This window comes from Kitasatospora sp. A2-31 (assembly GCF_022288725.1).
GTDB lineage: Bacteria > Actinomycetota > Actinomycetes > Streptomycetales > Streptomycetaceae > Kitasatospora.
In genome coordinates, this window is record NZ_JAKNTA010000005.1 from 372,666 (window position 1) to 386,157 (window position 13,492).

General features: G+C 74.2%; 11 protein-coding genes and 1 pseudogene. 8 read left to right on the forward strand and 4 right to left on the reverse strand.

Annotated elements, in window-relative coordinates:
- The first annotated feature begins 79 nt into the window (after window positions 1-79).
- The 3 genes from MCM47_RS16480 to MCM47_RS16490 all read left to right on the forward strand — a co-directional run bounded on the left by MCM47_RS16480 (window position 80) and on the right by MCM47_RS16490 (window position 1,625).
- A complete protein-coding gene (locus MCM47_RS16480; protein WP_238862371.1) occupies window positions 80-724 on the forward strand; it encodes a hypothetical protein in 645 nt (214 codons plus the stop codon).
- The gene (locus tag MCM47_RS16485) at window positions 721-1,131 is read left to right on the forward strand and encodes a hypothetical protein (RefSeq protein ID WP_238862372.1); all 411 of its coding nucleotides are present in this window, start codon (window positions 721-723) and stop codon (window positions 1,129-1,131) included. Before MCM47_RS16480 ends, MCM47_RS16485 begins: the two co-directional genes overlap by 4 nt.
- Window positions 1,132-1,403: 272 nt before the next feature.
- Complete coding sequence (locus MCM47_RS16490; RefSeq protein ID WP_238862373.1) at window positions 1,404-1,625, forward strand: hypothetical protein; 222 nt, start codon at window positions 1,404-1,406, stop codon at window positions 1,623-1,625.
- A gap of 107 nt (window positions 1,626-1,732) precedes the next feature.
- On the opposite strand, the gene MCM47_RS16495 is transcribed toward MCM47_RS16490, so the two are convergent.
- Window positions 1,733-3,922 (reverse strand): sensor histidine kinase, encoded by a 2,190-nt coding sequence (locus MCM47_RS16495; protein WP_238862374.1) that lies wholly within the window; start codon window positions 3,920-3,922, stop codon window positions 1,733-1,735.
- A 239-nt stretch (window positions 3,923-4,161) separates the two neighbouring features.
- Here MCM47_RS16495 and MCM47_RS16500 point away from each other — a divergent pair, with 239 nt between their 5' ends.
- Window positions 4,162-4,848 (forward strand): response regulator transcription factor, encoded by a 687-nt coding sequence (locus MCM47_RS16500; protein ID WP_238862375.1) that lies wholly within the window; start codon window positions 4,162-4,164, stop codon window positions 4,846-4,848.
- A 246-nt stretch (window positions 4,849-5,094) separates the two neighbouring features.
- A complete protein-coding gene (locus tag MCM47_RS16505) occupies window positions 5,095-6,411 on the forward strand; it encodes a M28 family metallopeptidase (protein ID WP_255752357.1) in 1,317 nt (438 codons plus the stop codon).
- A gap of 74 nt (window positions 6,412-6,485) precedes the next feature.
- On the opposite strand, the gene MCM47_RS16510 is transcribed toward MCM47_RS16505, so the two are convergent.
- Together MCM47_RS16510 and MCM47_RS16515 are read right to left on the reverse strand one after the other, a co-directional pair.
- Window positions 6,486-8,186, reverse strand: coding sequence for an acyl-CoA dehydrogenase family protein (locus MCM47_RS16510; RefSeq protein WP_238862376.1), 1,701 nt, complete (start codon window positions 8,184-8,186; stop codon window positions 6,486-6,488).
- A complete protein-coding gene (locus tag MCM47_RS16515; protein WP_238862377.1) occupies window positions 8,186-8,773 on the reverse strand; it encodes a PadR family transcriptional regulator in 588 nt (195 codons plus the stop codon). The genes MCM47_RS16510 and MCM47_RS16515 overlap by 1 nt, the downstream gene beginning before the upstream one ends.
- A gap of 191 nt (window positions 8,774-8,964) precedes the next feature.
- On the opposite strand from MCM47_RS16515, the gene MCM47_RS16520 reads away from it, so the two are divergent.
- Complete coding sequence (locus MCM47_RS16520) at window positions 8,965-9,435, forward strand: SPW repeat protein (RefSeq protein ID WP_238862378.1); 471 nt, start codon at window positions 8,965-8,967, stop codon at window positions 9,433-9,435.
- Between the two features lie 90 nt (window positions 9,436-9,525).
- Here the strand turns inward: MCM47_RS16520 and MCM47_RS16525 are convergent, their stop codons facing one another.
- Window positions 9,526-10,920, reverse strand: coding sequence for an aspartate ammonia-lyase (locus MCM47_RS16525; RefSeq protein WP_238862652.1), 1,395 nt, complete (start codon window positions 10,918-10,920; stop codon window positions 9,526-9,528).
- Window positions 10,921-11,530: 610 nt separating this feature from the next.
- On the opposite strand from MCM47_RS16525, the pseudogene MCM47_RS43275 reads away from it, so the two are divergent.
- Together MCM47_RS43275 and MCM47_RS43280 are read left to right on the forward strand one after the other, a co-directional pair.
- Window positions 11,531-12,178 (forward strand): annotated as a pseudogene (locus tag MCM47_RS43275) (FAD-binding protein); the annotation flags it as partial.
- Window positions 12,179-12,455: 277 nt separating this feature from the next.
- Window positions 12,456-13,484 (forward strand): cholesterol oxidase substrate-binding domain-containing protein, encoded by a 1,029-nt coding sequence (locus tag MCM47_RS43280; RefSeq protein ID WP_308222331.1) that lies wholly within the window; start codon window positions 12,456-12,458, stop codon window positions 13,482-13,484.
- Window positions 13,485-13,492: the final 8 nt, after the last annotated feature.

Genomic DNA, 13,492 nt, shown 5'->3' on the forward strand with positions numbered 1-13,492 from the left:
CGGCCGGGACGACGGGCGCCGGACCGTGGGGGACGAGGACGGACCAGCACGGTCCGCCGAGACCCGAAGGAGTCCCGCCATGACGGGCACCGTCATCACCGACCTCCGCCGACGCGGAGCCGTCGACCCGAGCCGGGTCCTGAGCGGCCCGCTGCGTGCGGTCGGACTGCAGTGGCTGGACCCGGGCCGCGGCACCGAGGTCACCGCGGAAGGCGTCGAGCACGTGCTCTACGTCACCGCCGGTTCGGGCACGGCCGCCGTCCCGGACGACCACGCGGCGCAGGCGGCTCCCGGCGCCGGGATCCCGCTCGTGGAGGGCACAGCGCTGACGCTGACGCTCGGCGAGCGGACGGTCCTGACCGCCGGCACGACCGGGCTGGAGTACTTCCACGCGGTCCTCGCGGTGGCCGGCCGGCCGGCCGGACACCGGCCCGCCGCCGACCGGCCGGGTCGACCCCGCGCGGAGACCCCCGCAGGCAGCGAGCCCTCGGATGGGGAGAGCCCGACCGGCCCCGCCGCCCCCGGCAATCCCGCCGCCCCCGGCAATCCCGCCGCCCCCGGCAATCCCGGCGGCCCCGGCAATCCCGCCGCCCCCGGCAATCCCGGCGGCCCCGGCGGCCCGGGACGCCCGGCCGACCAGGCCGCCGAGGGTCCGGCCGCCGACGACCCGCACACCGACGCCCGGGACGGCTCCGAACGCCGGAAAGGAGGCGAGCCGAGGTGATCGTCACCCCTGCCTCGTCCGCTACCGCCGTGATCCTCGGTCCGCACGGTGAGCGGGTGCGCCTGCGCTGCCTGGCGCGCCGCTCGCTGATGACCGCCGCCTGCGAGTCCTTCGACCACCTGCGGCTCAGCCCCGGTGCCCGGCACGCGCTGCCCGGGGAGGCCGAGAGCGAGACCGCCCTCCACGTGCTGCGCGGCTCGCTCCTCGTGGGCCGCACGGCCGGCGAGCCGGTCCACCTCGCGGCCGACGGCGACCTGCTGCTGGCCCGCCGGTCGACCCCGGTGCTGCTGGAGGCCGGGCCGCTGGGCGCCGAGCTCCTCTGCCTCACCCTTGCCGCACCCCGCCGCGCCGGCGCCACCAGGCAGGTCCTGGCCCGCCGCCGTGCCGAACGACGGACCCGCCCGTGACGCTTCCGACCACCCCGCCTGCCGGCCTGGCCTGACCGCCGCCGGACTCGCCCGCCCCGCCCGCCCCGGCGCCAGCGCCGGGGCGGGCCCGTCCACGTCGGGGCCTCACCGGTGCTCCGGCGTGCCGGCGCGGTCGGGCTCCGGGCCGGCGGCCGCGTCGAGCGATGGGACCGGGACGGGACGGTGGACCCATGCGCCCGGGGCGGGCCCACGCGCATGGTGAAGGAAGAGCGGCCGATCGCTCGACCACTCGAAAGATCTGGAGCAATCCCATGAGTACCAGCACAGCCACCAAGGCGCTCCGTCTGGCGACCCTGCTGGCCGGCCTCACCACGGCCGGCATCGCCGTGAAGTGCGCGGTCACCGACGTGATCGGCAGCAGGGCGACCGGCGCGACCTCGGGCTCCTCCGCACTCACCGGCCCCGGCAAGCCGACATCGGGAGGGGGCGAACCCCGGAGGTGCGAGGCCGGCGACCCGCCTCCCTGCAAGTGAACCCCCGTCCCCCCACGACTTCCGCCCCCGACACCGCCCAGGTGCCGGGGGCGGACCACGCCTGCGAGGGGCGGCGGACGGACGGGCGTCGGCCCGGGCCGCCGGCCTCAGGCCCGCGAGGGATGGCGGGGGAGCACGGCGAGGACCTGCGTGCCGCGCTCCAGTGCGACGACGGTGCAGCTGCCGCCGATCTCCGCGGCCCGGTCCGCCATCGACTGCAGCCCGACCCCGCCGCCGGCGGAACCACCGCCGGCCCGGGGCCCGCCGCCGGGACGCGTCCCGCCGTTCGGGGGCGCGCCGCCGTCCGGCCCGGGCGCCGACGGGCTCCCGAACCCGACGCCGTCGTCCCGGACGGTCAGCGTCAGCACCTCCTCGTCCACCCGGAGCCCGACCCGGACCGACGTGGCCCGGGCGTGCTTCAGCACGTTGTTCAGCGCCTCCGCGGTGATCCGGTAGACGGCCACCTCGACGGCCGCCGGCAGCTCCGGCAGCGGCTCCGGGGCGAGCTCCGTGGTGACGGTCAGCCCCGTGCCGCCGAAGGTGGCGGCCAGCTGCCGGACCGCGCGGCCGAGCCCGACCTCGCTCAGCGGGGCGGGCCCGAGGCGGTCGGTGATCCGCCGGACCTCCTTGATGGCCATCGCCAGGTCCGCCGAGATCCCGCGCAGGGTGCCGGCGAGCGGCGCCTCGGCCGCGACGGCGGCCCCGGCGTTGTCCACCCGCAGCCGCAACCCGGCCAGCGCGGGCCCGAGGCCGTCGTGGATGTCGCGCCGCAGCCGCCGGCGCTCCTCCTCCCGGGCCGCGACGATCTGCTCCCGGCCGGCCTGGAGGTCCTTCTGCAGGCGCAGCGAGGCGACGGCCGGCGAGGCCTGGTCGGCCAGCGTCCGGAGGATGTCGGTGTCGGTGGCGTCCAGCTGCTCCTCGCCCTCGCGCAGGCCGACGGTCAGCTGCCCGATGGTGCTGCCGTGGTGGACCAGGGCGAACGAGCTCCGGGCGCCGTCCCCCGGCGATCCGACGGCCGCCAGCGGGCGGAGCCCGGCCCGGGTGCTGACGGTCAGGGCCACCCAGGGCAGCCGCAGCTCCTCCGCGACCGTCGCGCAGAGCGCGACCGGCAGCTGCTCCGGGTCGACCACCTGCCGGACCTGCTCGGCCAGCGTCCGCAGCACCTGGTAGGGCTGGGCGCGTTCGCCGTAGTACAGCCGGTCGACCAGCCCGACGGCCCACCGCGCGGCGCGCGGCAGACCGGAGCCCAGGACGAAGACCAGGGCGATCAGCAGCAGGGCGGCCGCGCCGCGGCCCGGCACCAGCCAGCTCGACAGCACGGCGGCGAAGACCACGAACAGGGTGGTCAGCCCGGTGGCGAGCAGCAGCCCGCTGAGGATCCGCCGGGCCGCCCGGTCGAGCCGCCAGCCGCCGTTCTTGACGACCAGGTAGGCGATGGCCACGGCCCAGAGCAGGCCGGCCGCGGCGAGGATCCCGTAGAAGAGCCAGTAGTCGTCGGTCTGGAACCGGCTGTAGGCGTCCTGGGCACCGGCCCAGAGCAGGTAGGCGGCCAGCATCAGCCCGAGGTAGCGGCGGCTCGCCGGCGCGGCGCGCACCAGCCGGGTCAGCAGCACGGCCGCCGAGATGCCGACCAGGACGTAGAAGCCCTTGTCGTCGTGGACGCCGACCCGCTCGTAGAGCATCGTCAGGAACCGGCCGGGCGGGGTGTCGGCCAGCGGGTTGTCCCGGCCGAACAGCCGGCTCTCACCCGCGTACGACAGGTACACCGGTACCTGCCAGAGGGCGACCGCCCCGATGTAGATCCACCACCGGCGGTCGGTGAGCCGGCCGGAGGGGAGCAGGATCGGCAGGACGAAGAACAGCGTCTCCCGGACGGTGTCGCAGACCGCCTTGAGCACGACCGCGGTGCCCACGACGGCGGGATCGGTGACCTCGACCGTCACCGGGGCGGCCACCGCCTTGGGCAGGATCACGGCGAGTCCGTAGAACAGCATCACCCAGCCGAGTGGACTGCCCGGCCGGTGCGCGTGCAGCATCATCCCCGCCCCGGCGGTGGGCAGCGCGTAGGCCAGGACGGCCAGCTGGTCCCGGGGCACGGAGACACGCGCATCGCCGAGGTGGGCGAGGACGTAACAGCTCCACAGGGTGGCGAGCACCAGGCACAGGCAGGCGACGGCGGCCGCCGCCGTCAGCTGCCGCTCGGCGCGGGTGCGCGGGGGCGTTCGCCGGAGCCGGGCGGGCACTCCCCGCCGGGGTCGGGCGGGGGCTCCGCGCCGGGGAGTGGTCACCGTGGTCATGGCACCGCCTTGTGGTCCGCCGACGGCCGTTCGCCGCGCGCCGGTCACCAGTCTGGGCGGCCCACCGTCCCGGGCGCATGAGGCAGCGGTCTCGTCCGGCCGGTGGCGGCGGCTCCGTGGCGGCGGGCGCTGCGGGTCGCGGCGCGCGGTTCCGGCGGCCGGGGCCGGCGCCAGCCCGGATCGCGGACTGCGCGCATGTCACGGAAAGTCGCCGGAACGTCGCTGGTAGTGTCGGCCGGGTGGATGGAGAACCGCGGGGCGGCCTGCCCGTCCGTGTACTGATCGTCGACGACCACCCGCTGTTCCGGGAGGGGCTGCGGGCCGCCCTGGAGAGCGCCGACGGCATCACCGTGGTGGCGGAGGCCGAGCGCGTCGCGGACGTGCCGGACGTGGTCGCCCGGACCGCTCCCGACGTGGTGGTCATGGACCTCTCGCTGCCGGACGGCTCCGGGTTGGAGGCCGCCCGCCGCCTCGCCGAGCAGCAGCCGTCCCCGCCGGTGCTGATGCTGACCATGGCCAACGACGACGGCAGCCTGCTCGCCGCACTCCAGGCGGGGGCGCGCGGCTACCTGGTCAAGGGCGCCGGCCGGGAGGAGGTGCTGCACGCGGTGCGCACGGTGGCGGCGGGTGGGGCGGTGTTCGGTGCGGACGTGGCCGGCCGGATCACGGAGCTGCTCGCCGGGGCGCGGCTGCGCGAGGCCGGGCAGCTGTTCCCGGCGCTGACCGCGCGCGAGGCGGAGGTGCTGGACCTGGTGGCGCGGGGGCTGGACAACCGGCGGATCGCCCGTGAGCTGGTGGTGGCGGAGAAGACGGTCCGCAACCACGTCACCCACATCTTCGAGAAACTGCACGTCGCGACCCGCGCGGAGGCGGTCGCCCGGGCCCGTGACATGGGGCTCGGTGACGGCGGGGCTGCCTCGTCGTAGTCGGCGCGGCGGCGGGCGCAGCCGCCGCCCGGACACTGCCTCTTGACGCGACCGCGGGTTGGCCCAATCATCATGGTCGCGTCAACTTTGCGTCCCGGCCCCCGACTTCACCGGTCGCTCGCCCCCATGCCCCTTCGAGTGCCCACGCCGTCCGCGAAGTGTCGCGCTTCCGTTCTGCCCCACCAGAAACCGGAGCCTTCCGTGACCGAGCGTGCCCCGCGGCGATCCCGCCTGCGCCGAACCGTCCTGCCGACCGGAGCGGTCGTCGCCCTCGCCGCCGCCCTGATCACCCCCGCCGCCGTCGCCGGACCGGCGACCGCGGCGCCCGCGGCGGGAGCGGTCACCGCCGCCACCGCCGCCGCGGCCCCCGACATCCCGGTCGCCAACGTCAAGGCGCACCTGGCCCAACTACAGTCGATAGCCACCGCCAACGGCGGCAACCGCGCCCACGGGCGGGCCGGCTACAAGGCCTCGATCGACTACGTGAAGGGCAAGTTGGACGCCGCGGGATACACCACCACGCTGCAGACCTTCAGTTACAACGGCTCGACCGGCTACAACCTGGTCGCCGACTGGCCGGGCGGCGACACCTCCCACGTGGTGATGGCCGGCGCCCACCTCGACTCCGTCACCGGTGGCCCGGGCATCAACGACGACGGCTCGGGCTCGGCCGGCGTCCTGGAGACCGCACTGGCGGTCTCCCGGGCCGGCCTCAAGCCCACCAAGCACCTGCGGTTCGGGTGGTGGGGCGCCGAGGAGTACGGCATGGTCGGCTCCAAGAACTACGTCAACAGCCTCTCCTCCGCCGACCGTTCGAAGATCGACAGCTACCTGAACTTCGACATGATCGGCTCGCCCAACCCGGGCTACTTCACCTACCGCTACGACTCCGCGCTGGACGCCCTGTTCCGCGACTACTTCGCCGGCCTCGGCATCGCCACCGAGCAGGACTTCGAGGGCGACGGCCGCTCCGACCACGCCCCGTTCCAGAACGCCGGGATCCGCGTCGGCGGCCTCTTCAGCGGCGCGGACTACACCAAGACCGCTGCCCAGGCGGCGAAGTGGGGCGGCACGGCGGGCCAGGCGTTCGACCGCTGCTACCACTCCTCCTGCGACACCAGCGCCAACATCGACGACACCGTGCTGGACCGGATGAGCGACGCGATCGCCTACGCGATCTGGACCCTGTCGGCCGGCGACACCACCCCGCCCTCCGGCACCGTCTTCGAGAACACCACCGACGTGCAGATCCCCGACAACGGCGCGGCGGTCACCTCCGCCGTCACGGTCACCGGCCGGACCGGCAACGCGCCGGCCGCCCTCCAGGTCGGCGTGGACATCAAGCACACCTGGCGCGGCGACCTGGTGGTCGACCTGGTCGCGCCGAACGGCACCACCTTCCGGCTGAAGAACTCCAGCGGCAACGACTCCGCGGACAACGTCCAGACCACCTACACGGTCAACGCCTCCGCGGTGCCGGCGAACGGTACCTGGCAGCTCAAGGTGCAGGACGTGGCGTCGCAGGACACCGGCTACATCGACAGCTGGAAGCTCACCTTCTGACCCGCCCGGGGAAGTGAACCGGGGGTGCCGGTCCGCCGACCGACACCCCCGGGGGTCATCGCGACCGCAGATGCCTACGGCTGCATCTCGTAGGCGCCCGACAGCGCCTCGACGCGCTCCCAGACCCGGGCCGCGCGCTCGCCGTCCGCCACCGGGCGGCGCACGTGCGCCAGCGCCCAGGCGGCCTGCGCCTCCGTGGTGGACGCCTTGCCGTGCAGCTCGGTGGCGTGCGCGGAGAAGTCCCGGACCAGCGCGTCGAAGATCTGGTCCAGCACGTCGGCGTCCAGCGAGGTCTCCGAGGCCTGCTCCAGCACCAGCTGTCCGTAGACGATCAGCGCGAACAGCTGGCCGATCTCCAGCAGGAAGTCCAGGTCCGCCTGCTGCGCCTCGCTCGGCGCGTTCTTCAGCAGCAGCTCGCAGAAGCCGTCGGCCTGCTCGCGGAAGCGCGCGACGTTCGGGACGTGCGCGTGGGCGTCGTACGCGGTGCGCCAGTCGTGGAAGCGGATCGCGCCGAGGCCGCGGGCCGGGCCCTGGCGGAACAGGAACTCGTCGTCGGCGGCGTCCAGCCGGCGCGGCACCGGGGCGTAGTCGGCGGGCGCGAACAGGTAGTTGGCCATGAACTTGAGGATCAGGGCCAGGTTGACGTGGACGGTGCCCTCCAGCTTGGGCAGACCGCGGATGTCCTTCGCCGCCTTGTCGAAGTAGGTGTCCGCCTCGAAGCCCTTGGCCGCGATGACGTCCCACATCAGGTCGATGACCTTCTCGCCCTCGGTGGTGACCTTCATCTTGGTCATCGGGTTGAAGAGCAGGTAGCGGCGGTCCTCGGGGGAGGCCGTGCGGAAGTAGTCCACCGAGCGGTCGGCGAACAGCTTCATCGCGACCAGGCGTGCGTAGGCGTCGGTCAACTCGCGGCGCACGTGCGGGAAGTCGGTGACCCGCTTGCCGTAGAGCACCCGGTTGTGGGCGTGCGTGACGGCCTCGTACATCGCGTGCTCGCAGATGCCCACGGAGGCCGTGCAGAGGTTGAACTTGCCCACGTTGACGGTGTTCAGCGCGGCGTCGAAGGCGGCCTTGCCGGTGTGCAGCACGTCCTCGGCGCGCACCGGGTACTCCTCCAGCCGGAACTCGCTCACGTACATCTGGGCGTTCACGACGTTCTTGACCAGGTGGTACGCCTCGTGGCGGCTGTCGGCGGCGAAGAAGACGTAACCCTCCGGGCCCTCGACGTCGGAGCGGCGGCCGAACACCGAGACCAGGCCGGCGACGTTGCCGTTGCCGATGTAGTACTTGGAGCCGGTGGCGGTGAAACCGCCCTCGCCGTCCGGGGTGAGGATCATGTCCGTCGAGTAGATGTCGGCGCCGTGGCTGCGCTCGGAGAGCCCGAACGCCATCACGTGGCCCTCCGTCAGCAGGCGGGCGGCACGGGCCCGGACGGCCTCGTTCTCGCTCTGCCAGACCGGCCCGAGGCCGAGGATGGTGACCTGCCAGGTGTACCAGTAGCCGAGGCCGTAGAAGCCGAGGATCTCGTTCAGCTCGGCGATCCGGGCGGTGTCCCAGCGCTTCTCCGGGTCGGCCGCGGACGGGGTCAGGAACTCCGCGAACAGCCCCTCCCGGGCGGCGAACTCCAGGAAGTCGGAGTACCAGGTGCGGTCGACGTAGGTGTCGATCAGAGCCTTCTTGCCGCGGGACTCGAACCAGTCCACGGTCGCGCGCAGCAGCCGGCGGGTCGGCTCGTCGAACTGCGCGGGGTCGTAGGTACGCGGGTTGAAGAGCATCACGGGCTCCCGGGGGTCGAGGGTGGGGTGGCGCCGGAGTCGGTCCGGGCGGCCAGGCGGTGCAGGGTGGCGAGCACGTCGTCCAGCCAGGCGAGGGTCATCCGCTCGTACTCGATGCCGCCGCGCAGCACGACGTGCTGCAGTTCCCGGCGGGCGTCGAGTGCGGCGGGGTCGGGGAAGTCGCGCTGCTCGCCGTGCAGGTAGCGGGCGAGGAGGGCGGCGTGGCCCTCCCGGTGCCGTTCGACCTCGGAGATCAGGGCGGCGGGGTCGTCGAACGCCGCGGCGCGGATCTTGACCGCCAGTTCGTGGCGGACGGTCTCCGGCTCGACCGGCTCGCGCAGCCAGGCGGACAGTGCGGTGCGGCCCGGCCCGGCGGCCGAGTACACCTTCTTGTCCGGCCGGCCGTCCTGGGCGACCTCCTCGACCGAGACCCAGCCGTCCGCCTCCATCCGCCGCAGCACCCGGTAGATCTGCTGGTGGGTGGCGGTCCAGAAGCGCCCGATGGAACGGTCGAAGCGGCGGGCCAGCTCGTAGCCGGAGCCGGGCTGCTCCAGCAGCGAGACGAGGATCGCGTGCTCCAGTGCCATGGCGGCATCCTGCTATGCAACGAATTGCATACGCAATGGCGGGCGGTCACGGTGAGACGCAGCTCACCCACCGGTCGTGACGCGGGCGGGGCAGGGTATCTTCCCTGATCAAAAGGTGCAAAACGGTGGATCGGCGACAGAATGGTACTGGGCTAGCGCCTTCCATGGTCCAGACCTAGGAGGTGGTATCGGTGTCTACCCAGATTCCGATGGGCATGGAGCACCATCCGGACATCGTCGAACTGAGGGAGCAGTACGAACGGCTCACCCTGACCCCGCGTGCCCAGGCCGTCGAGGCCCTGGCCGTTCTCGCGGGCCTGTTCCTGGCGGCATCGCCGTGGATCGTCGGCTTCACGGCGTTCAACACGCTGACCGTCACCTGCCTGATCGTCGGTCTCGCCTACTGCCTGCTGATGGCCGGCTACGGCTCGGCCTACGAACGCACCCACGCACGGGCATGGGCGGCCACCCTGCTCGGCGCCTGGACGATCATTTCCCCCTGGGTGGTCTCGGGAGAGGTCGACCGCGGCAAGAACATCGTCACCTGCCTGATCACGGGCGGCGTGATGTTCCTGCTGGGGCTCGCCGCGATCTCCATGGCCACCATGACGTCGAACGGAGCATCGATGCGGCGCGGCCGGGCAGGCCGGGCCAAGGGCTGACCCGCGGGGTCTACCCGGCGATCTGACACCGGGGCGCGGAGCGGCGGAGACCGCCGTCCGCGCCCCGGCGCGTGTTGCGGGGGTCCGGCGCTAGGGCCGCGTCATCCGCAGGACGTCCAGTGCCTCGTCCAGCTGCTCCGGCGTGAGCAGCCCCTGCTCCAGGTACCCGCGCTCCAGCACCACCTGGCGGATCGTCCTGCGCTCCGCCAGGGCCTGCTTGGCGACCTTGGCGGCCTCCTCGTACCCGATGTACCGGTTGAGCGGGGTGACCACCGACGGCGAGGACTCCGCGTACTCGCGAGCCCGGTCGACGTTGGCGGTGACGCCGTCGACCGTCCGGTCGGCCAGCAGCCGGGCGCTGTTGGCGAGCAGCCGGATCGACTCCAGCACGTTGCGGGCGATCACCGGGAGCATCACGTTCAGCTCGAAGTTGCCGCTCGCACCGGCCACCGTGACGGTGGCGTCGTTCCCGATCACCTGGGCCGAGACCATCAGCACCACCTCGGGCAGGACCGGGTTCACCTTGCCGGGCATGATCGACGAACCCGGCTGCAGGTCGGGCAGGTTGATCTCGCCGAGCCCGGTGCGCGGGCCCGATCCCATCCAGCGCAGGTCGTTGGCGATCTTGGTGAATCCGACCGCGACGGTGCGCAGCTGACCGCTCAGCTCGACCAGGCCGTCCCGCGCGCCCTGGGCCTCGAAGTGGTCGCGGGCCTCGGTCAGCGGCAGGTCGGTGGTCCGGGCCACCTCCTCGATGACGGCCGCGGAGAAGCCGGGCGGGGTGTTGATGCCGGTGCCCACCGCCGTGCCGCCGAGCGGCAGTTCGGCCACCCGGGGGAGCGTGGCCAGCAACCGCTCCCGACCGTGCCGCACCTGGGCCGCGTACCCGCCGAACTCCTGGCCGAGGGTGACGGGCGTGGCGTCCATCAGGTGCGTCCGGCCGGACTTCACGACCTCGGCGAACTCCGCCGACTTGCGCTCCAAAGCCTCCGCCAGGTGCTCCAGCGCCGGGACCAGGTCGTGGGTGACGGCGGCGGTGGCCGCGATGTGGATCGAGGACGGGAAGACGTCGTTCGAGGACTGGCTGGCGTTGACGTGGTCGTTCGGGTGGACCGGCCGGCCCAGCCGCTCGGACGCCAGGGTGGCGATCACCTCGTTGGCGTTCATGTTCGACGAGGTGCCCGAGCCGGTCTGGAACACGTCCACCGGGAACTCCGCGTCCCAGCGGCCCTGCGCGACCTCCTCCGCGGCCGCCGCGATCGCCTCCGCGGTCTCCGTGTCCAGCACCCCGAGCCGGGCGTTCACCCGGGCGGCGGCGGCCTTGATCCGTGCCAGCGCCGCGATGTGCGCGCGCTCCAACCGCTGGCCCGAGACCGGGAAGTTCTCCACCGCCCGCTGTGTCTGTGCCTGCCACTTGGCCGTGGCCGGTACCCGCACCTCGCCCATCGAGTCGTGCTCGGTCCGGTACTGCTGCTCGTCGCCCATCGCGCGCTGCACCTCCTGGGAGGTCCCGTGGCCGCTCACGGCCCGGGGCCCGTCGCTGTCGGTCCTGCTCTTCGATCACCACAGCCGCGCGGGGCCCCCGGCTATTTCCGCCCGGCCGCCCCAGTTGATCACGCGCCGCTGGGCGGCCCTGCGGCCGGCCGGCGCCGGCAAGCCGCCTTCGGGCGCGCAGGGGGTGGACGCGCGCACGGGCGCCTCCGGGAGATCGGGGGTGGCGATCCCGACCGATGGGGCGCGGCGGTGCGGGAGAAGCGGGCAACTGTTCACTCGAAGGAGTGAAGATCGTGACGTCGGCCCGCTGAGTCGCCGTCACGCTCCGTACGCTCGGCCGCGGGCCAGGGAACGGGACTGCGACAGTCCGGTTCCCGGGCCGGCGCGGCCGGCGGCCGGCCCCGGCGGGAACCGGGCCGGACGGCGGGTCCGCGGCCGGCGGGCGTTCGGCCGGCAGGGCGTCGGGCGCCGGGCTCCGGTCCGCGCGACCCGGCGGGCGCAGCACGGCAGCGCGACACCTCGGCCGGGACACCTCGGCGGGGGCGGAGACGGGGACGGACACGGGCACCGCCGAACGCGGGGCCGGCAACCAGGGGGCGGCATGACGGCGGCGCGGCGGTCGGACGGCGGGGCGGTGGCTCGGGGTGCGGCCGGCGCCCGGGGCGGGACCGGGGTGCGGGGCGGGACCGGGGTGCAGGGCGGCGCCGTAGCTCAGGGCGCCCCCGGCGAAGGGGACGGCGCGGGCGGGGGGACCGGCGCCGGTCTGAGCCGGCGCAGGCTGCTCGGCGCCACCGCGGCCCTCGGCGGCGCCGTCTGGCTGCTCCGCGGTACGGTCGGCCCGGAGAGCGCGCAGGCCACGGAGCCGGCCCCGCCCGGACTGCCCGCCGGCACGGAACTGTACCGGCGCGTCTACCAGAACTGGTCCGGCGAGGTCCGCACCGACCAGCTCTGGACCTGCGCGCCGCGCACGCCCGAGGAGGTCCCGCGGCTCGCCGACTGGGCCCGGGCCAACGGCTGGCGGCTGCGTGCCCAGGGTCACCGGCACACCTGGGCCCCACTGACCGTCGCCGGCGCCACCCCGGAGTCCGCCCGCGTCCTGCTGCTGGACACCACCCGCCACCTGACGGCGATCACGGCGGACTCGCCGAGCACCGTGAGGGTCCAGACCGGCGCCACCATGGAGGACCTGCTCGCCCACCTCGCCGGCCGCGGCCTCGGCCTCACCAACTGCCCCGCCCCCGGCGAACTCACCGTCGGCGGGGTGCTCGCCATCGGCGGGCACGGCACCGCCGTCCCCGCGGTCGGCGAGCTCCGCCCGGACGGCCACGGCTACGGATCGGTCAGCAACCAGGTGACCCGGCTCACCGCCGTCGTCCACGACCCGGCCACCGACCGCTACACGCTGCGCACCTTCGACCGTGCCGAGGCCGACAGCGCCGCCTTCCTGGTCCACCTCGGCCGGGCCTTCGTCACCGAGGTGGTGCTCCGGGCCGGCGCCGACCGATCCGCTGCGCTGCGTCAGCCGGGTGGACGTCCCGGCGACCGAGCTGTTCGCCCGCCCGGGCGCCGCCGGCCGGCCCCGCACCCTGGCCGGCTTCGTCGACCGGGACGGGCGCGCCGAGGTGATCTGGTTCGCCTACACCGACCGCCCCTGGCTCAAGACGTGGAGCATCGCGCCCGACCGGCCGTTCGGCTCCCGTGCCGTCGACGAGCCCTACAACTACCCGTTCTCCGACAGCATTCCGGAACCGGTCGCCCGACTCGCCGGCCAACTCGTGGCCGGGGCCTGGGCATCGGCCCCGCTCTTCGGTCAACTCCAGTACCTGATCGCCAAGGTGGCCCTCACCGGGGACATCACCGACGTGCTGCTCTCCGGCACCCTGCTGCGCGACCTGCTCACCGGCGACGTCCTCACCCACCTGCTCGCCGGCGGCCTTCGCTCCGACCTCTGGGGGCCCTCGCGCACCCTGCTCAACTACGTCCGTCCGACCACCCTGCGGGTCACCGCCAACGGCTACGCCGTGCTGGCCCGGCGCGCCGACCTCCAGTGGGTCGTCGCCGAGTTCGCGGACCACTACCGGACGTTGCTCGCCGAGTACCGCGCCCGCGGTGAGTTCCCGGTGAACGGCGCGGTGGAGATCCGGGTCACCGGCCTGGACGACCCGGCCGCGTCCGGGGTGCCCGGTGCCAGGCCGCCGCTGCTCTCCGCCCTGCGCCCGCGCCCCGACCGGCCCGAGTGGGACACCGCCGTCTGGCTCGACGTCCTCGCCCTGCCCGGCACCCCCGGACTGCACCGGTTCGCCCGCGACCTCGAACAGTTCCTGCTGCGCACCTTCGACGGCACCCGGGCCGGCCTGCGCGTCGAGTGGTCCAAGGGCTGGGCCTACACCGAGGACGCCGCGTGGGCCGATCCGGACGTGCTCGGCCGGGTCGTCCCCGCCAGCCACCGCGAGGGCGGCGGACCCGGCTGGGACGAGGCGATCGCCGTCCTGGAGCGCCACGACCCGCACCGGGTGTTCGGGAACCCCTTCCTGGACCGGCTGCTGGCCGGCTGACCCGGGCC

Coding starts and splice junctions, on each gene's coding strand:
- MCM47_RS16480 (WP_238862371.1), top strand. CDS start 80: ATGACGGGCACCGTCATCACCGACCTCCGCCGACGCGGAGCCGTCGAC.
- MCM47_RS16490 (WP_238862373.1), top strand. CDS start 1,404: ATGAGTACCAGCACAGCCACCAAGGCGCTCCGTCTGGCGACCCTGCTG.
- MCM47_RS16495 (WP_238862374.1), bottom strand. CDS start 3,922: ATGACCACGGTGACCACTCCCCGGCGCGGAGCCCCCGCCCGACCCCGG.
- MCM47_RS16510 (WP_238862376.1), bottom strand. CDS start 8,186: ATGCTCTTCAACCCGCGTACCTACGACCCCGCGCAGTTCGACGAGCCG.
- MCM47_RS16515 (WP_238862377.1), bottom strand. CDS start 8,773: ATGGCACTGGAGCACGCGATCCTCGTCTCGCTGCTGGAGCAGCCCGGC.
- MCM47_RS16525 (WP_238862652.1), bottom strand. CDS start 10,920: ATGGGCGACGAGCAGCAGTACCGGACCGAGCACGACTCGATGGGCGAG.